General features: G+C 66.8%; 15 protein-coding genes. 12 read left to right on the top strand and 3 right to left on the bottom strand.

What is annotated here, in order from left to right:
• Nucleotides 1-13 precede the first annotated feature (13 nt).
• From LHL23_RS09680 to mraY, 3 genes are read left to right on the top strand one after another with little or no spacing between them, the layout of a single operon-like run.
• Entirely contained in the window at nucleotides 14-1,501 is a 1,488-nt protein-coding gene (locus LHL23_RS09680) for a UDP-N-acetylmuramoyl-L-alanyl-D-glutamate--2,6-diaminopimelate ligase (protein ID WP_226429697.1), read from the top strand.
• On the top strand, nucleotides 1,498-2,898 hold the full coding sequence (locus tag LHL23_RS09685; protein ID WP_226429698.1) for a UDP-N-acetylmuramoyl-tripeptide--D-alanyl-D-alanine ligase: 1,401 nt from the start codon (nucleotides 1,498-1,500) through the stop codon (nucleotides 2,896-2,898). Before LHL23_RS09680 ends, LHL23_RS09685 begins: the two co-directional genes overlap by 4 nt.
• A 20-nt stretch (nucleotides 2,899-2,918) precedes the next feature.
• Nucleotides 2,919-4,001 carry a phospho-N-acetylmuramoyl-pentapeptide-transferase gene (gene mraY, locus LHL23_RS09690; protein WP_226429699.1) on the top strand — a complete coding sequence of 361 codons (1,083 nt, stop codon included), beginning with the start codon at nucleotides 2,919-2,921 and terminating at the stop codon, nucleotides 3,999-4,001.
• A 331-nt stretch (nucleotides 4,002-4,332) separates the two neighbouring features.
• On the opposite strand, the gene LHL23_RS09695 is transcribed toward mraY, so the two are convergent.
• Entirely contained in the window at nucleotides 4,333-5,247 is a 915-nt protein-coding gene (locus LHL23_RS09695; RefSeq protein ID WP_226429700.1) for a glutaminase, read from the bottom strand.
• Nucleotides 5,248-5,376: 129 nt separating this feature from the next.
• Here LHL23_RS09695 and murD point away from each other — a divergent pair, with 129 nt between their 5' ends.
• Nucleotides 5,377-6,777 carry a UDP-N-acetylmuramoyl-L-alanine--D-glutamate ligase gene (gene murD / locus LHL23_RS09700; protein WP_226429701.1) on the top strand — a complete coding sequence of 467 codons (1,401 nt, stop codon included), beginning with the start codon at nucleotides 5,377-5,379 and terminating at the stop codon, nucleotides 6,775-6,777.
• A 7-nt stretch (nucleotides 6,778-6,784) separates the two neighbouring features.
• Here murD and LHL23_RS09705 read toward each other — a convergent pair whose 3' ends face one another.
• A complete protein-coding gene (locus LHL23_RS09705) occupies nucleotides 6,785-6,949 on the bottom strand; it encodes a hypothetical protein (RefSeq protein WP_222481077.1) in 165 nt (54 codons plus the stop codon).
• Between the two features lie 92 nt (nucleotides 6,950-7,041).
• On the opposite strand from LHL23_RS09705, the gene LHL23_RS09710 reads away from it, so the two are divergent.
• Nucleotides 7,042-7,938 (top strand): LysR substrate-binding domain-containing protein, encoded by an 897-nt coding sequence (locus tag LHL23_RS09710; protein WP_226429702.1) that lies wholly within the window; start codon nucleotides 7,042-7,044, stop codon nucleotides 7,936-7,938.
• 224 nt (nucleotides 7,939-8,162) lie between these two features.
• Here the strand turns inward: LHL23_RS09710 and LHL23_RS09715 are convergent, their stop codons facing one another.
• Nucleotides 8,163-9,344: an NAD(P)/FAD-dependent oxidoreductase gene (locus LHL23_RS09715; protein WP_226429703.1), complete on the bottom strand. Its 1,182-nt coding sequence runs from the start codon at nucleotides 9,342-9,344 to the stop codon at nucleotides 8,163-8,165.
• 234 nt (nucleotides 9,345-9,578) lie between these two features.
• On the opposite strand from LHL23_RS09715, the gene ftsW reads away from it, so the two are divergent.
• The 7 genes from ftsW to murB all read left to right on the top strand — a co-directional run bounded on the left by ftsW (nucleotide 9,579) and on the right by murB (nucleotide 16,105).
• Nucleotides 9,579-10,745, top strand: coding sequence for a putative lipid II flippase FtsW (gene ftsW / locus LHL23_RS09720; protein ID WP_222481083.1), 1,167 nt, complete (start codon nucleotides 9,579-9,581; stop codon nucleotides 10,743-10,745).
• A gap of 27 nt (nucleotides 10,746-10,772) precedes the next feature.
• Nucleotides 10,773-11,864 (top strand): UDP-N-acetylglucosamine--N-acetylmuramyl-(pentapeptide) pyrophosphoryl-undecaprenol N-acetylglucosamine transferase, encoded by a 1,092-nt coding sequence (locus LHL23_RS09725; protein ID WP_226429704.1) that lies wholly within the window; start codon nucleotides 10,773-10,775, stop codon nucleotides 11,862-11,864.
• A gap of 5 nt (nucleotides 11,865-11,869) precedes the next feature.
• Nucleotides 11,870-13,267, top strand: a complete 1,398-nt coding sequence (murC, locus tag LHL23_RS09730; protein WP_222481087.1) for a UDP-N-acetylmuramate--L-alanine ligase — start codon at nucleotides 11,870-11,872, stop codon at nucleotides 13,265-13,267.
• 79 nt (nucleotides 13,268-13,346) lie between these two features.
• The gene (locus LHL23_RS09735; RefSeq protein ID WP_226429705.1) at nucleotides 13,347-14,534 is read left to right on the top strand and encodes an APC family permease; all 1,188 of its coding nucleotides are present in this window, start codon (nucleotides 13,347-13,349) and stop codon (nucleotides 14,532-14,534) included.
• Nucleotides 14,531-14,779, top strand: coding sequence for a DUF2484 family protein (locus LHL23_RS09740; RefSeq protein WP_222481090.1), 249 nt, complete (start codon nucleotides 14,531-14,533; stop codon nucleotides 14,777-14,779). Before LHL23_RS09735 ends, LHL23_RS09740 begins: the two co-directional genes overlap by 4 nt.
• A gap of 127 nt (nucleotides 14,780-14,906) precedes the next feature.
• Nucleotides 14,907-15,239 carry a hypothetical protein gene (locus LHL23_RS09745; protein WP_222481092.1) on the top strand — a complete coding sequence of 111 codons (333 nt, stop codon included), beginning with the start codon at nucleotides 14,907-14,909 and terminating at the stop codon, nucleotides 15,237-15,239.
• The gene (murB, locus tag LHL23_RS09750; RefSeq protein ID WP_226429706.1) at nucleotides 15,164-16,105 is read left to right on the top strand and encodes a UDP-N-acetylmuramate dehydrogenase; all 942 of its coding nucleotides are present in this window, start codon (nucleotides 15,164-15,166) and stop codon (nucleotides 16,103-16,105) included. Before LHL23_RS09745 ends, murB begins: the two co-directional genes overlap by 76 nt.
• Nucleotides 16,106-16,159: the final 54 nt, after the last annotated feature.

A 16,159-nucleotide genomic window follows, 5' to 3' on the forward strand; every position in this document is an offset into this window, starting at 1 on the left:
GTAGAGGGCCGCCATGAGCAGCAGCAGACCAGACCAGCCCCTGAGCCAATTGGGGCTGACCGCCCGCGGCGGCGCCGACCCGCAGATCCGCGGCCTGGCGGTGGACAGCCGCGAGGTGCGCGAGGGGTTCCTTTTTGCAGCGCTGCCGGGCAGCCAGGTGCATGGCGCCAAGTTCATCCCCGCCGCGCTGGAAAAAGGCGCCGCTGCGATCCTGACCGACGCTGCGGGCGCGGGCATCGCCGCCAAGGTGCTGGACGAAAGCCATGCCGCGCTGGTGGTGGTCGAGGACCCGCGCCAGACGCTGGCCTACGCCGCCGCCCTGTGGTTCGGCGGCCAGCCGCAGACCGTGGTGGCCGTGACCGGCACCAACGGCAAGACCTCGGTCGCCACTTTCGTGCGCCAAATCTGGACCGAGCTGGGCCATGAGGCCGTCAACATGGGCACCACCGGCATCGAGGGCGCCTGGAGCTACCCGCTGGCCCATACCACGCCGGAGCCGATCACCCTGCACCGCGCCCTGGCTGAGGCCGCCGCGGCGGGTGTGACACATGCGGCGATGGAGGCGTCCTCGCACGGGCTCGACCAGCGGCGCCTGGACGGGGTGCAGCTGGCTGCCGCCGGCTTCACCAACTTCACCCAGGACCATCTGGACTATCATGAGACATTCGACGCCTATTTCACCGCCAAGGCGGGCCTGTTCCGCCGGGTGCTGCCGGAGGAGGGCGTCGCCGTCATCAACATGAACGACCCCCGCGGCGCCGAGATGCGCGCGGTCGCCGCCGCCCGCGGGCAGGAGGTGATTTCTGTGGGCCGCGGCCTGGGCGATCTGAACCTGATGGGGATGCGCTATGACGGCACCGGGCAGGACGTGCGCTTCTCCTGGCATGACAAGCCCTATCAGGTGCGCTTGAACCTCATTGGCGGCTTCCAGGCGGAAAACGTGCTCTTGGCCTGCGGGCTGGTGATTGCCGGCGGCGAGGACCCGGAGCGGGTGTTTGAAACCCTGCCGCATCTGACCACCGTGCGCGGCCGGATGCAGCTGGCGGCGTCGCGCGACAATGGCTCTGCCGTGTTTGTCGATTACGCCCATACACCGGATGCGGTTGCCAGCGCCATCAAGGCATTGCGCCCGCATGTGCTGGGCCGGCTGATTGCCATCGTCGGCGCCGGCGGCGACCGCGACACCACCAAGCGGCCGCTGATGGGGCAGGCGGCGCACGAGAACGCCGATGTGGTGATCGTCACCGACGACAACCCCCGCAGCGAGGATCCGGCCATCATCCGCGCCGCGGTGAAGGGCGGCGCGCCGGACTGTATCGAGATCGGCGACCGGGCTGAGGCGATCCTGCGCGGCGCTGACATGCTGCAGGCGGGCGATGCGCTGATCGTCTGCGGCAAGGGCCATGAGACCGGCCAGACCGTGGGCGACACGGTGCTGCCGTTTGACGATGTGGAGCAGGCCAGCATTGCCGTGGCCGCGCTGGACGGGAGGATCGCATGACGCTCTGGACCGCACATGAGGCCGCCGCCGCCACCGGCGGGCGGGCGCAGGGGGACTGGGCTGTCTCCGGCCTGTCGATCGACACCCGCACCATCGAACCCGGCGATCTGTTCGTGGCGCTGAAGGCCGCGCGCGACGGCCATGACTTCGTGGCGCAGGCGCTGGAGAAGGGCGCAGGCGCGGCGCTGGTCTCCCGCATTCCGGAAGGGCTGCCTGAGGATGCGCCGCTTTTGATCGTCGAGGACGTGCAGGCGGGGCTGGAGGCCTTGGGCCGGGCATCGCGCGCCCGGACGAACGCCAAGGTTGTTGCCGTCACCGGCTCGGTCGGCAAGACCTCGACCAAGGAAATGCTGGCGCGGATGCTGTCGGATCAGGGCCGCACCCATGCCGCCGTTGCCAGCTACAACAACCATTGGGGCGTGCCGCTGACGCTGGCGCGGATGCCGCGTGACACCGAATTTGCAGTGATCGAGATCGGCATGAACCACCCCGGAGAAATTGCACCGCTGGCAAAACAGGCGCGCCCGCATGTGGCGATGGTGACGACGGTGGCCGCGGTGCATCTGGAGGCGTTTGAAAACGTCGAGGGCATCGCCCGCGAAAAAGCCGCGATCATGGAAGGGCTGGAGTCCGGCGGCGTGGCAGTGCTGAACGCCGATATCGCGGAGGCCCATGTGCTGCGCGGCGTGGCCGCTGGTCTGGGGGCAACCGCCCGCTGGTTTGGCGAAAGCGCCGCAGACTACACCCTGCACTCTGCCGGGATCGAGGGCGAGGAGACCGTCGCCCGTGCCACCGCCAATGGCCGCGAGGTTGAGCTGCATATTCAATCGCTTGGCGCCCATTTCGCGATGAATGCGCTGGGCGCGCTGGCCTGTGTCGAAGCCTTGGGGGCTGATCCGGCTAAAGCCGTGGAAAGCCTTGCCCTGTGGTCGCCGGTCAAGGGCCGCGGCGTGCGCGAAACGGTCCGGCTGGTGAGCGGCGCCATTACCCTGCTGGACGACAGCTACAACGCCAATCCGACCTCGATGGCGGCGGCGCTGGCGGTGCTGGCGGCCACGCCGGGGCAGGGGCGCAGGATCGCCTATGTCGGTGACATGAAGGAGCTTGGCCCGCAGGAGGTGGAGCTTCACGCTGGGCTGGCCGGTCTGGCCGCGGTTGAGGGCATCGACAAGATCCACTGCATCGGTCCGCTGATGCAGGCGCTGCATAACGCTTTGCCGGAGGAGAAACGCGGCGGCTGGTATCAGACCAGCGCTGAGGCGGTGCCGGGCCTGGCAGAGAAAATCGAAGGCGGCGACATCGTGCTGGCCAAGGGCTCTCTCAGCATGGCGCTGGCCAGGATTGTTGACGGCATCCGCGAAATGGGCCACTCCGGCCCCACAAAAGAAAACGCGTAAAACACGAGGGAAGGGCCCAGATGCTCTATTGGCTGACCGCTTTGTCGGACGGAGGGGATTTTTTCAACCTCTTCCGCTATATCACCTTCCGCGCAGGCGGCGCCTTCATGACCGCGCTGATCTTCGGCTTCCTGTTCGGCAAGCCGCTGATCAACGTGCTGCGCCGCAAGCAGGGCAAGGGCCAGCCGATCCGCGATGACGGGCCGGAGGGGCATTTCTCCAAGGCGGGCACCCCGACCATGGGCGGCCTCCTGGTGGTGGGCGCGCTGCTGACCGCGACGCTGATGTGGGCGCGCTGGGACAATCCCTTTGTCTGGCTGGTGCTGTTCGTGACGCTGGCCTATGGCCTGATCGGCTTTGCCGATGATTACGCCAAGGTCTCCAAGCAGACCACCGCGGGCGTGCCGGGCAAGCTGCGGCTGGCACTGGGGATCATGATCGCGGTCACTGCGGCGCTGTGGGCTGCGGCCTATCACCCGGTGCCGCTGCAGAACCAGCTGGCGCTGCCGGTGTTCAAGGACACGCTGATCAATCTCGGGATCTTCTATGTTCCGTTCTCGATCTGCGTGGTGGTGGGGGCTGCCAATGCGGTGAACCTGACCGACGGGCTGGATGGCCTTGCGATCATGCCGGTGATGATTGCGGCCGGCACCCTGGGCGTCATCGCCTATGCGGTGGGCCGCGTCGACTTCACCGAATATCTGGACGTGCATTACGTGCCCGGCACCGGCGAGATCCTGATCTTCTGCGCGGCGCTGTTCGGCGCGGGCCTTGGGTTCCTGTGGTACAACGCGCCGCCCGCTGCGGTGTTCATGGGCGACACCGGCTCGCTCGCCCTGGGCGGCGCGCTGGGTGCCATCGCCATTGCCACCAAGCACGAGCTGGTGCTGGCCATCGTCGGCGGCCTGTTCGTGGTTGAGGCGCTGTCGGTGATCATTCAGGTCCTGTACTTTAAGCGCACCGGGCGGCGGGTGTTCCTGATGGCGCCGATCCATCACCACTACGAGAAAAAGGGCTGGGCCGAGCCGCAGATCGTGATCCGCTTCTGGATCATCTCGCTGATCCTGGCGATGATCGGCCTGGCGACGCTGAAGGTGCGTTAAACCACACCGTTTGGCTGCCGCGCAATGTCTTTGGCGGGGCGGTTTCCGTCAACTCTGGTTTATGGAACCGCCCGGGGCTGCTGCTTCGGGCGGTTTGTCTTTAGAAGAAGGCGGCGCCGCCGGAGGGGCGGAGCATCGGATGGCCGTTGTCAGCGGCCATGTCCGTCTATCGGCCTGTGCGGACCCGCCCTGCACCCAATGAGGAGGTGGTCTGAGGGGGCCGGTCTCCTGGTCTTCTCGTTGCAACGCTTGGAGACTAACCCGGCCGGGTGAAGATGTGGTGAGGGCAGCGTACGGCGGGTACGCAACAGCCATGCAGGCAAGCCGGTTTTCAGAACACCGACCAATCCATCTCGCGCGCCAGCAGCTCCATCGCCTCGGTGCCCAGCTTGGAGTTTCCATTGTGGTCCAGCCCCGGCGACCAGACCGCAATGCTGGCCTTGCCCGGCACGATGGCCAGAATGCCGCCGCCAACCCCGCTTTTGGCGGGCAGGCCGACGCGGTAGGCGAACTCGCCCGAACCGTCGTAATGGCCGCAGGTCAGCATCAGCGCATTCAGCCGCCGCACCCGGTCCTGCGACACCAGCGCCGGTTTGGCGCCGCCGCCGACCAGGAACCGGCCCGCCTTGGCCAGCTGCACCGTGGTCAGTTCGGTGGCGCACTGGTGGAAATAGGTGCCCAGCGTTTTCTCCGGCGGGTTCTTGAGGTTGCCGAAGGACGCCAGGAAATTCGCATGGGCAAAGTTGCGGTGCCCGTGACGGGTCTCCGAGCTGGCCACCGCCTTGTTGATGTGGATGTCCTCGTCCTCTGCCGCGGCGCGGATGAAGGCGAGGATTTCCGCCAGCGCCTCCTTGGGCGCGCGGCCGGCCAGCAGCTCATCCGTGGTGACGATGGCGCCTGCGTTGACGAAGGGGTTGCGGGGGCGGCCGCGCTCATGCTCCAGCTGGACGATGGAATTGAACGCTGTGCCCGAGGGCTCGCGCCCGACACGGCTCCACAGCTGATCGCCCGCGCGGCCAAGCGCGATGGCCAGGGTGAACACCTTTGTGATGCTTTGCGCGGAGAACCGGGTCAGCGCGTCGCCCGCGTGGAACAGGCTGCCATCCGCCGTGGCCACCGCGATGGCGAACTGGTCCGGGTCGACCTGGCCCAGCTCCGGAATATAGCCGGCGACGGCGCCGCGGTCGGTGCGGCTCTGCATTTCAGCACTGATCCGGTTGAGCAAAACCTGCAATTCCGCGGCCACGGGGGATCCTTCCTTCTTGATTTGCCCGGAATCTCCGGCATGGGCCGGCGCTTGTCAATCTGACGGCTCTGGCAAAGCCTGAGCGGATCGGTTAGCGGTTCTGGCAACAGGTCTATGGGAGGGCAGGTGATGATCCCGGTCAAAGGATATGAGGGCGCCAAGGTGGCGGTGCTGGGGCTGGGGCGCTCTGGCCTGGCGACGGCGCGGGCCCTGCGCGCAGGCGATGCGGAGCCCTTGTGCTGGGACGACAACCCGGCAGCGCGCGAGGCGGCGGAGGCGGAAGGCTTCACCTGCCGCGATCTGCACAAAGCCGGCGCTTTTGACGATGTGGCAGCGCTGATCACCTCGCCCGGCATTCCGCATCTTTATCCCAAGCCCAACCCGGTGATCCGCGCCGCGATCGAGGCCGGGGTGCCGGTGGACAATGACATCGGGCTGTTCTTCCGCTCCTTTGCCGATGCCGAGTGGCAGATGTATGACCAGCCGCCGCGGGTGGTGGCGGTCACCGGGTCCAACGGCAAATCGACCACGGTGGCGCTGCTGCATCACATCCTGCAGGAAGCCGGCCGCGAGAGCCAGCTGGCGGGCAATATCGGCCGCGGCGTGCTGGATATCGACCCGCCGGGCGAGGGCGGCGTGGTGGTGCTGGAGCTGTCGAGCTACCAGACCGAACTGGCGCGCGCGCTGACGCCGGATGTGGCGGTGTTCACCAACCTGTCGCCCGATCACCTGGACCGGCACGGCGGCATGGGCGGCTATTTCGCCGCCAAGCGCCGCCTGTTTGCCGAGGGCGGGCCGGACCGCGCCGTCATTGGCATTGACGAGGACGAGGGGCTGTTTCTGGCAGGCCAGCTGTCGGAGGGCGCGGGCGACGACCGGGTGATCCGGATTTCCGCCGCGCGCAAGCTGACCGGGCCAGGCTGGCAGGTCTTTGCGCGCAAAGGTTTTTTGAGCGAGTACCGCAAGGGGCGGCAGGCGGCCTCCATCGACCTGCGGGAGATGATGGGCCTGCCGGGCGCGCATAACCACCAGAACGCCTGCGCGGCCTATGCGGCGGCGCGCACCCTGGGGCTGGCACCGCGGCTGATTGGCGAGGCGATGGCCAGCTTCCCCGGCCTGCCGCACCGCAGCCAGACCATCGCAGAGGCAGATGGCGTGCGCTATGTGAATGACAGCAAGGCCACCAACCTGGACAGCGCGGTGAAGGCGCTGAGCGCGTTCAAAAACATCCGCTGGATCTGCGGCGGGCTGGAAAAGGACGGCGGGCTGGACGCCCTGCAGGGGCAGACTGCCAATGTGCGCAAGGCCTATGTGATCGGCCGCGAGGCGGCAGGGTTTGCGCTGCAGCTGGATGTGGAGGCCGAGGTCTGCACCACCATGGCAGCCGCCGTGGAGCGCGCCATGGCGGAGGCTGAGGACGGCGACACGGTGCTGCTGGCGCCGGCCGCCGCGAGCTTTGATCAGTACGACAACTTCGAGCAGCGCGGCGATGACTTCGTGGCCGAGGTGAAGGCGCGGCTGGAAACCTAGGCTCGGGTCAAAGACCGATGTCGCGCAGCAGGTGCTCTGGCAGGTGGCTCAGCCGCCTGCGGGCCAGCTGCTGCCCGGCGGCCTGGCCGGCCGGGGCGTCCTTGTGCCGCTGCGAGGCAAAAAAACTGCTGATAACGTGCCAGATGTTCATCTGTGAAAGCATTTCAGCCATGGGCTTGATCCTTGTTCTGTCTGAACAAGATGTGGCCGCTTGCCGCGTCAATGACCAATTGAATCTCAGCGGCCCTGGTATAAGCTGTGTTGATGGATCGCTCTGTAAACCCCCTGCCGCCGCTGCCGGCGGTGCGCGTCTTTGAGGCAGCAGCCCGGCTGGGCAGTTTCAGCCGCGCGGCTGAGGAGCTGGCGATGACGCAGGCGGCGGTCAGCTATCAGATCAAGCTGCTGGAGGACCGGGCGGGCCGGCCGCTGTTCAAAAGGCTGCCGCGCGGGGTAGCCCCGACCGCGGCGGGCAAGGCGCTGCAGCGGTATGCCGGCGAGGCGCTGGACCTGCTGCGCCAGGGCTGGGCGGACTTGCGCGGCAGCGGCGGCGAGGAGCTGGTGATCAGCACCATCACCAGCTTTGCCGCCTTCATTCTGGGTCCCCGGCTGGGGCTGTTCCAGGTGGCGCATCCCGGCATCACCACCCGGGTCGATGTCAATCCGCGGGTGGCGGACCTGCTGGCGGGGGAGGCCAGCGTGGCCATCCGGGCCGGCCGCGGCAAGTGGCCGGGGCTGGCGGCCGACCTCTTGATCCGCGGCAGCTACACGCCGCTGCTGACACCGGCGCTGATGGAAGCCTATGGCCCCATCAAAGAACCGGCGGACCTGCTGCGGGTGCCGCTGGTCGATGCCGGCGACCCGGCCTGGGCACTGTGGTTCCGCGCCGCCGGCGTTGTGCCGCCGAAGCAGGCGGAGCAGCACAGCCTGGGCACCCAGATGCTGGAAGTGCAGGCGGCGCTGGCCGGCCATGGCGCCTGCCTGATGACACCGGCCTATGCCCGCGGCCTGATTGCCAGCGGTGCGCTGGTGCAGCCGTTCGAACTGGTGACGGAAGATGATATTTCAGTCTGGCTGGTCTGCCCGGAAGCGCGCCGGGATGCGCCGGCTATAGCAGCCTTCCGCAGCTGGCTGCTGGCAGAGGTGGCCGAACTGGCCGGGTAATGTCTGGCAGGAGAGGGCGGGGCGGCTTCAGGCTCACCCAAGCGGAACATCCGCCTCTGATCCGCCTTTGCATGGTCTTTGCCTGCCAGAGCTGCCGCGCGCGCCCAAGCGAAACAGCGGTATCCGCCTGCGGCGGAGCCTCCGCGATTTCCCTTGAGCCCGCCCGTCATCTCCGGCCGCCTGTGCCCAAGCGAAGGCGGCTCCGAAGCGGAAAACCTTGAGGCTCAGCCCTTGGCGGCGATGGCGGTGCCGGCGGCAAAGCCGGAGGACCAGGCCCATTGGAAATTGTAGCCGCCGAGCCAGCCGGTGACATCCACCGCCTCGCCGATGGCATAGAGACCGGGGGCCGCTTTGGCCTCCATCGTCTTGGAGGAGAGGCCGTCGGTGCAGATGCCGCCCAGGGTGACTTCGGCGGTGCGGTAGCCCTCGGTGCCGGCGGGCAGCAGATGCCAGTTCTGCAGCGCTTCGCTTAAGCCTTGCAGCGCGGCGTCGGACTGGTCCGCCAGGCGGCCCTTGAGGCCGAGTTGCGGGGCAAGGAAATCCACCAGCTTGCCCGGCAGGTGGCGGCTGAGTTCAGTGGTCAGGTCGCGGCGGCCCTCGGCCTGGCGCTGCTCGCGCAGGAGATTGTAGAGCGGTATGTCCGGGATCAGGTTCACCGAGATCTCCTCGCCCTCGCGCCAGTAGGAGGAGAGCTGCAAAACCGAGGGTCCCGAGAGGCCGCGGTGGGTGAACAGCAGCGCCTCGTCAAAGGAGGTGCGGGCGTTTGAGAGCCGTGCGGGAACCGAAACCCCGGCCAGCGGCTGGAAGCGGCCGTCGGGGAAGGTGAAGGGCACCAGGCCTGCGCGGGTCTCGGTGACTTCAAGCCCGAACTGGCGGGCGAGGTCATAGGCGAGGCCCGTCGCGCCCATCTTGGGGATCGACTTGCCGCCGGTGGCCAGCACCAGGTTGCGGCAGGCGACACTCTGCGCCTTGCCCTCGCGCAGCAGCTGGACACGGTAGCCGCCGGCAGTCTGCTCAACGCTTTCGACGGAGGTTTGCAGCCACAGGTCCGCGCCGGCCGCCCGCATCTCCTCCACCAGCATGGCGATGATCTGCTTGGCGGAGCCGTCGCAGAACAGCTGGCCCAGGGTCTTTTCGTGCCAGGCGATGCCGTGGCGGTCCACCAGTTCGATGAAATCCCACTGGGTGTAGCGCGCCAGCGCCGACTTGCAGAAATGCGGGTTGGCGGAGAGGTAGTTCTTCGCCTCGGCATACATGTTGGTGAAGTTGCAGCGGCCGCCGCCGGAGATGCGGATCTTCTCGCCCGGCGCCTTGGCGTGGTCGATCACCAAGGCGCTGCCGCCGGCATGGCGGGCGCACATCATGCCAGCCGCGCCGGCGCCGAGAATCAGAGTGTTTACCTGCATGGGCCGCATCGACCACGGAACCGGAAGCGGCGCAAGGGGGATGCCGGACGGCGGAGATTTGCGGATTGCCGCCGCCGCGCGGGCAGCTTCTTGCTGTCAAGACCGCCTCAGCGCGGGGCGGTGGTTTTCCGCCGAACTGTGTTCTTTTTCTGGCGCCGCGGCTCACGTTTCGTTACAGTTTCTGTGAGACCCCGAAAAATGGGGCGGAACGAGGCATATAGTGGCGGTATTCCCATGACTGAGATGGTCTATGGCGCGGTTCCCGTGCAGGCTGGTGAGCCGATTCTTCCCAAGTGGTGGCGGACGCTGGATAAATGGACGATGTCCTGCATCCTGATGCTGTTCGTGATCGGATTGCTGCTGGGGCTGGCGGCCTCGGTGCCGCTGGCCGAGAGGAACGGGTTCGGCAATTTCCACTATGTGCAGCGCCAGGCGGTGTTCGGGCTGACGGCGCTGGCCGCGATGCTGATGACCTCGGTGATGTCGCCCACGCTGGTGCGGCGGCTGGCGGTGGTCGGCTTTGCCGTGGCCTTTGTCGCGCTGGCCTTCCTGCCGATTTTCGGCACCGATTTCGGCAAGGGCGCGGTGCGCTGGTATTCGCTTGGTTTTGCCTCGCTGCAGCCCTCGGAGTTCCTGAAGCCGGGCTTCATCGTGGTGGCCGCCTGGATGATCGCCGCCAGCCAGCAGATCAATGGCCCGCCGGGCACGCTGATGTCCTTTGCGCTGTGCATGATGGTGGTGATGATGCTGGTTTTGCAGCCGGATTTCGGCCAGGCCAGTCTGATCCTGTTCGGCTGGGGGGTGATGTATTTCGTGGCCGGCGCGCCGATGCTGCTGCTGGTCTGCATGGCCGCGGTGGTCGTTATGGGCGGCGTGTTTGCCTATAACAGCTCCGAGCATTTTGCCCGCCGCATCGACGGCTTTCTGAACCCTGACATCGATCCGACCACCCAGCTGGGCTATGCCACCAACGCGATCCGCGAGGGCGGGCTGTTCGGGGTCGGCGTCGGCGAGGGGCAGGTGAAATGGTCGCTGCCGGATGCCCATACCGATTTCATCGTCGCCGTTGCGGCAGAGGAATACGGGCTGGTGCTGGTGGCGGTGCTGATCGCGCTTTACGCCTCCATCGTGGTCCGCTCGCTGTTCCGGCTGATGCGCGAGCGCGATACTTTCATCCGCCTCGCGGGCACCGGCCTCGTGTGCATGTTCGGCGTGCAGGCGATGATCAACATGGGGGTTGCGGTGCGGCTCTTGCCCGCCAAAGGCATGACCTTGCCGTTTGTCAGCTACGGCGGATCCTCGCTGATTGCCACCGGCATCGCAGTCGGTATGCTCCTGGCCTTTACCCGGACGCGCCCGCAGGGCGGGATTGCCGACTACCTGAACGGCCGCGGCCGCTGACGAGATTTGGGAAAGAGACCAGCTGCGATGGCACAGAAAATGCTTTTGATGGCTGCCGGCGGAACCGGCGGCCATATGTTTCCTGCACAGGCGCTGGCCGAGATGATGCTGGCGCGCGGCTGGCGGGTGAAGCTGTCGACGGATGCGCGCGGCGCGCGCTATACCGCGTCGTTTCCGAGCGCGGTTGAAATTTCGCAGGTGTCCTCCGCCACCTTTGCCCGCGGCGGGCTGCTGGCCAAGGCGCTGGTGGGTCCGAAGATTGCCGGCGGCGTGCTGTCGATGGCAATGCAGATGCGCCGCGACCGGCCGGATGCGGTGATCGGCTTTGGCGGCTACCCGTCGATCCCGGCGCTGGGGGCGGCAACGCTGCTGAAGCTGCCGCGGATGATCCATGAGCAGAACGGCGTCCTGGGGCGGGTGAACCAGGTCTTTGCCACCCGCGTGGCGGGCGTCGCCTGCGGCACCTGGCCCACCACGCTGCCGGACGGCGTGCCGCATGAGCATGTCGGCAACCCGGTGCGCAGCGCGGTGAAGGAGCGGGCAGGCGCCGGCTATATCCCGCCGGGGGATTACCCGATGTCACTGCTGGTCATGGGCGGCAGCCAGGGCGCGCGGATCCTCAGCGATGTGGTGCCTGCCGCGGTGGCGGCGCTGCCGGAGGGCATCCGCAGGCACCTGCGCGTCTCGCATCAGGCGCGCGAAGAGGACTTGGCGCGGGTCAGTGCCTTCTACGCCGAGCACGGCATAAATGCCGATGTGCAGACCTTCTTCACCGATGTGCCCGCCCGCATGTCGGAGGCGCAGCTGGTGATCTCGCGCTCGGGCGCGTCCTCGGTCGCCGACATCTCGATCATCGGGCGGCCGTCGATCCTGATCCCCTTTGCCGCCGCCGCAGGCGACCACCAGACCGCCAACGCCCGCGGGCTGGTTGACGCCAATGCCGCCGTGATGATCCCGGAAAGCGCCCTTGATATCCCGGTGCTGGCAGAGCATATGGGCGCAATTCTGAGTAACCCGCAGGCTGCCGCGCAGATGGCAACCGCCGCACTGAGCGCCGGGGTTCCCGATGCCGCCGAACGACTGGCGGCACTGGTGGAGCAACTGGCCGAGGAAGGATAAACGTTATGAACCCAGCAACCAAACTGCCCGGTGATGTCGGCCCGATCCATTTCGTGGGTATCGGGGGCATCGGCATGTCGGGCATCGCCGAGGTGCTCTTGAACCTCGGGTACATGGTGCAGGGCTCGGATCTGAAATCCTCCAAGATCACCCAGCGGCTGGAGAAGCTGGGCGCGCGCGTTTTCACCGGCCAGAAGGCGGAGAACCTGGAGGAGGCCGCGGTTGTGGTGATCTCCTCGGCGATCAAGCCGGGCAACCCGGAGCTGGACGAGGCCCGCCTGCGCGGCCTGCCGGTGGTGCGCCGGGCCGACATGCTGGCGGAGCTGATGCGGCTCAAGTCCAACGTCGCCATCGCCGGCACCCACGGCAAGACGACCACCACCACCATGATGGCAGAGCTGATGGTGGCCGGCGGCTTCGACCCGACCATCGTCAACGGCGGCATCATTCACGCCTATGGCTCGAACGCGCGGATGGGGCAGGGCGAATGGATGGTGGTCGAGGCGGATGAGAGCGACGGCTCCTTCAACCGGCTGCCCGCAACCATCGCCGTGGTGACCAATATCGACCCGGAGCATATGGAGCACTGGGGCGATTTCGACACGCTGCGCGACGGCTTCCTGGAATTTGTCTCCAACATCCCGTTCTACGGCATCGCCGTCTGCTGCACCGACCACCCCGAGGTGCAGGCGCTGGTGGGCCGGATTTCCGACCGCCGGGTGGTGACCTATGGCTTCAACGCGCAGGCCGATGTGCGGGCGGTGAACCTGACCTACAAGGCCGGCGTGGCGCATTTCGACGTGGTGCTGCAGGCCGAGGACCGGGTGATCGAGGGCTGCACCCTGCCGATGCCGGGAGACCATAATGTCTCCAATGCGCTGTCCGCGGTTGCGGTGGCGCGGCACCTGGGCATGAACAGCACCGAGATCCGCGAGGCGCTGGCGGCCTTTGGCGGGGTGAACCGGCGGTTCACCAAGGTGGGCGAAGTGAACGGCGTCACCATCATCGACGACTACGGCCACCACCCGGTGGAGATCGCCGCAGTGCTGAAAGCGGCGCGCCAGGCCTGCGAGGGCCGGGTGATCGCGGTGCATCAGCCGCACCGCTATTCGCGCCTGTCGAACCTGTTCGACGACTTCTGCGCCTGCTTCAACGAGGCCGACGTGGTGGCGATTGCCGAGGTCTTTGCCGCCGGCGAGGAGCCGATCGAAGGCGCCAGCCGCGATGATCTGGTCGAGGGCCTGATCCGCCACGGCCACCGCCACGCCCGCGCCATTCTGAGCGAGGACGACCTGGAACGCCTGGTGCGCGAGCAGGCGCGGCCCGGCGACATGGTGGTCTGCCTGGGCGCCGGCACCATCAGCACCTGGGCCAACGGCCTGCCTGAACGGCTCCTGAGTTGATTTTGCCAGCGGCGGCCATATCCTGCGCCGGATTGGCGGGTGCTTGTGGTTTTGCCGGGAGCAGAACGGGGGACGGGATATGAATGCGCCGCTGAAGCGCCGAATAGGGCTGGGGCTGCTGACGGCCTATGGCGTCGGGGTAATGGTTGGCGCGGGCATCTACGTGCTGGTTGGCGCGGTTGCTGCCGATGCTGGCATTTGGGCGCCGGTCTCCTTCCTGATTGCTGGAATAATCGCGGCACCGACGGCACTGAGCTATGCCGAGTTTTCAACACGGCTGCCGGAGGCAGCGGGCGAGGCCGCTTTTGTCGGCCAGGGGCTGTCCTCGCAAGCGCTGGCTGTGATCGTCGGCTTTGCTATCTCGGCGGCGGGCGCTGTGTCGGCAGGCGCGGTCCTGCGCGGCGGGGTTGGGTATCTGACGCAGGTTCTGCCGGTCGGAAGCGAGCTGGCGATGATCTGCCTGGGCGCGGCGCTGGTGGCGGTGGCAGTGCTGGGGGTGCTGGAGAGCCTGGCCCTGGCGGCGGTTTTCACGGCGGTTGAGGTGCTGGGGCTTGCGCTTGTGGTCTGGGCCGGGGCGGGCAGCGCCCCTGCGCAGGACTGGATTGCCGCGGAACCCGTGGCCTTGACCGGGATAGGCCTGGGGGCGGTGCTGGCTTTCTTTGCTTTTATCGGCTTTGAGGACATCGTGAATATGGCCGAAGAGGTCGAGCGCCCGCTGGTGACCCTGCCGCGGGCGATCCTGATTTCGCTGGCCATTACATCGGTTGTCTACGGGCTGGTGTCCTGGGCCGCCGTGCGGACGGTGCCGCTGGCACAGCTGGGAGCGTCCGAAAGCCCGCTGGCATTAGTCTGGCAGACTGCGCGCGGCGGTAACGCAGAGTTTCTGTCCGCAATTGCGGTTTTTGCGGCTTTGAACGGGGTGCTGGCGCAGATTGTCATGGCTTCCCGCGTGCTTTTCGGGCTAGGGCGGAGAACGCCGGCGCTGGCGGTGTTTCACACGGCAAGCCCGCGGTTTGGCACGCCGGTGCTGGCCACATTGCTGGTTGGGGCGGCGGTCATTCTTTGTGCGCTGTTTGTGCCTGTAGCCAGGCTTGCAGGGGTCACCTCAGCAATACTGCTGTCAGTATTTGTTCTGGTGAACCTTGCTTTGATCATTGAAAAAAGGCGTGCGCCGCAAGCCGGTTTCCGTATCCCAATGGCGGTGCCCGTGCTGGGAACGGTCTTGTCTGCCGGAGCGCTCGCCATAGCCGTTTGGGGGCTGCTGTGACCTTATCCCTGACCCTTGCCGCCGTCTGGGCGCTGTCCGCCAATATCCTGGCGATGATCCCCAGCCGCGACAACCACTGGCGGCGTGCCTATGTGCTGATTGCACTGGGCATCCCGCTCTTGGGCTATGTCACTTATGAAAACGGCCCCTGGTGGGGGCTGGCGGTGCTGCTGGCGGGGATGTCGGTGCTGCGCTGGCCGGTGCTGTATTTCGGGCGCTGGCTGAAACGTGCGCTCGGGCTGTAAATCTCCGCAAAACTGCCGCTCTTGGGAAAAGCTTAACCTTTTCTTCCGGCCGTCCTGATAATCAGACGGGAATATCTCGTGTTCCCGTTTGACGCCGGCGCGTTTCCGCTGGCGGTGGAGGCTGCCTTTGGCTGCTGTTTCGGCGATTTGGCTGGTTTTCGGCATGGTTTGGCTGGCCGCGTTCTACGTTCTGGCGCGGGCAAAGCGGCGCGGCACGGCGGCGGCTGGCGCCCTTGTCTGGCTGACGGCGCTTGTCTGGCTGGCCGCGCGGCTGCTGTTTGAGGCGGAGACCGGCCGCCGTGGCCTGTTATCCCTTTATCTTGGCGGCCACCTCGTCTACGGACTATGTTCGCTTGCAGGCTGGAACATGGGACGGAAACGAAAATGGCGGCGCAGAGTGAAATTATTCTTCCGGCGGTGCGCGGGCGGCTTACCCGGCAGAAACCGCTTGCAGAGCTGACCTGGCTGCGCGTCGGCGGCCCGGCGGAGCATCTCTTCCAGCCCGCTGACATTCAGGACCTCGCGGACTTCCTGCGCCAGCTGGACCCGGACGTGCAGGTGTTCCCGATGGGTGTGGGCTCCAACCTGATCGTGCGCGACGGCGGACTGCGCGCGGTGGTGATCCGGCTGGGCCGGGGCTTCAACGGCATTGAGGCGGACGGCGGCACCGTTACCGCGGGCGCGGCGGCGCTGGACGCGCATGTGGCCAAGAAAGCCGCGGATGCGGGCATCGACCTCACCTTTCTGCGCACCATTCCCGGCTCCATCGGCGGGGCGGTGCGGATGAACGCGGGCTGCTACGGCAGCTACACCGCGGATGTCTTTGTGTCGGCGACCATCGTGACCCGCCAGGGGGAGATCCGCGAGATTACCGCGCAGGAACTGGACTTTCAGTATCGCCAGACCGCCTTGCCGGAGGGTGCGGTGCTGGTCTCCGCCACCCTGCGCGGACCCAAGGGCGACCCGGCGGAGCTGCACGCAAGGATGGAAGCGCAGCTGCAGAAACGCGATGAGACCCAGCCGGTCAGGGACCGTTCGGCCGGTTCCACCTTCCGCAACCCGGCGGGGTTCTCCTCCACCGGCCGGGCCGACGACGTGCACGACCTGAAGGCCTGGAAGGTGATCGACAACGCCGGCATGCGCGGCGCCCGCCGCGGCGGCGCCCAGATGAGCGAGAAGCATTCCAACTTCCTGATCAACACCGGTGGCGCAACTGCCGCAGATCTGGAGGGGCTGGGCGAAGATGTGCGGAAAAAGGTTTACGAGGATTCCGGCATCACGCTAGAGTGGGAAATCATGCGGATTGGTGATCCGCTTCCCGAATAACTGAAAAACCGGCGCGTTTTTAAGGGGGTATCCCCGCTGCACGGGCCGGGCAGC

Source organism: Leisingera sp. McT4-56 (genome assembly GCF_020514995.1).
Classification (GTDB): domain Bacteria; phylum Pseudomonadota; class Alphaproteobacteria; order Rhodobacterales; family Rhodobacteraceae; genus Leisingera; species Leisingera aquaemixtae_A.

Excerpts from the sequence above, each read along its gene's own strand:
- LHL23_RS09680 (WP_226429697.1), top strand. The coding sequence starts at position 14 with ATGAGCAGCAGCAGACCAGACCAGCCCCTGAGCCAATTGGGGCTGACC.
- LHL23_RS09685 (WP_226429698.1), top strand. The coding sequence starts at position 1,498 with ATGACGCTCTGGACCGCACATGAGGCCGCCGCCGCCACCGGCGGGCGG.
- mraY (WP_226429699.1), top strand. The coding sequence starts at position 2,919 with ATGCTCTATTGGCTGACCGCTTTGTCGGACGGAGGGGATTTTTTCAAC.
- murD (WP_226429701.1), top strand. The coding sequence starts at position 5,377 with ATGATCCCGGTCAAAGGATATGAGGGCGCCAAGGTGGCGGTGCTGGGG.
- LHL23_RS09705 (WP_222481077.1), bottom strand. The coding sequence starts at position 6,949 with ATGGCTGAAATGCTTTCACAGATGAACATCTGGCACGTTATCAGCAGT.
- LHL23_RS09710 (WP_226429702.1), top strand. The coding sequence starts at position 7,042 with ATGGATCGCTCTGTAAACCCCCTGCCGCCGCTGCCGGCGGTGCGCGTC.
- LHL23_RS09715 (WP_226429703.1), bottom strand. The coding sequence starts at position 9,344 with ATGCAGGTAAACACTCTGATTCTCGGCGCCGGCGCGGCTGGCATGATG.
- ftsW (WP_222481083.1), top strand. The coding sequence starts at position 9,579 with ATGACTGAGATGGTCTATGGCGCGGTTCCCGTGCAGGCTGGTGAGCCG.
- LHL23_RS09725 (WP_226429704.1), top strand. The coding sequence starts at position 10,773 with ATGGCACAGAAAATGCTTTTGATGGCTGCCGGCGGAACCGGCGGCCAT.
- murC (WP_222481087.1), top strand. The coding sequence starts at position 11,870 with ATGAACCCAGCAACCAAACTGCCCGGTGATGTCGGCCCGATCCATTTC.
- LHL23_RS09735 (WP_226429705.1), top strand. The coding sequence starts at position 13,347 with ATGAATGCGCCGCTGAAGCGCCGAATAGGGCTGGGGCTGCTGACGGCC.
- murB (WP_226429706.1), top strand. The coding sequence starts at position 15,164 with ATGGCGGCGCAGAGTGAAATTATTCTTCCGGCGGTGCGCGGGCGGCTT.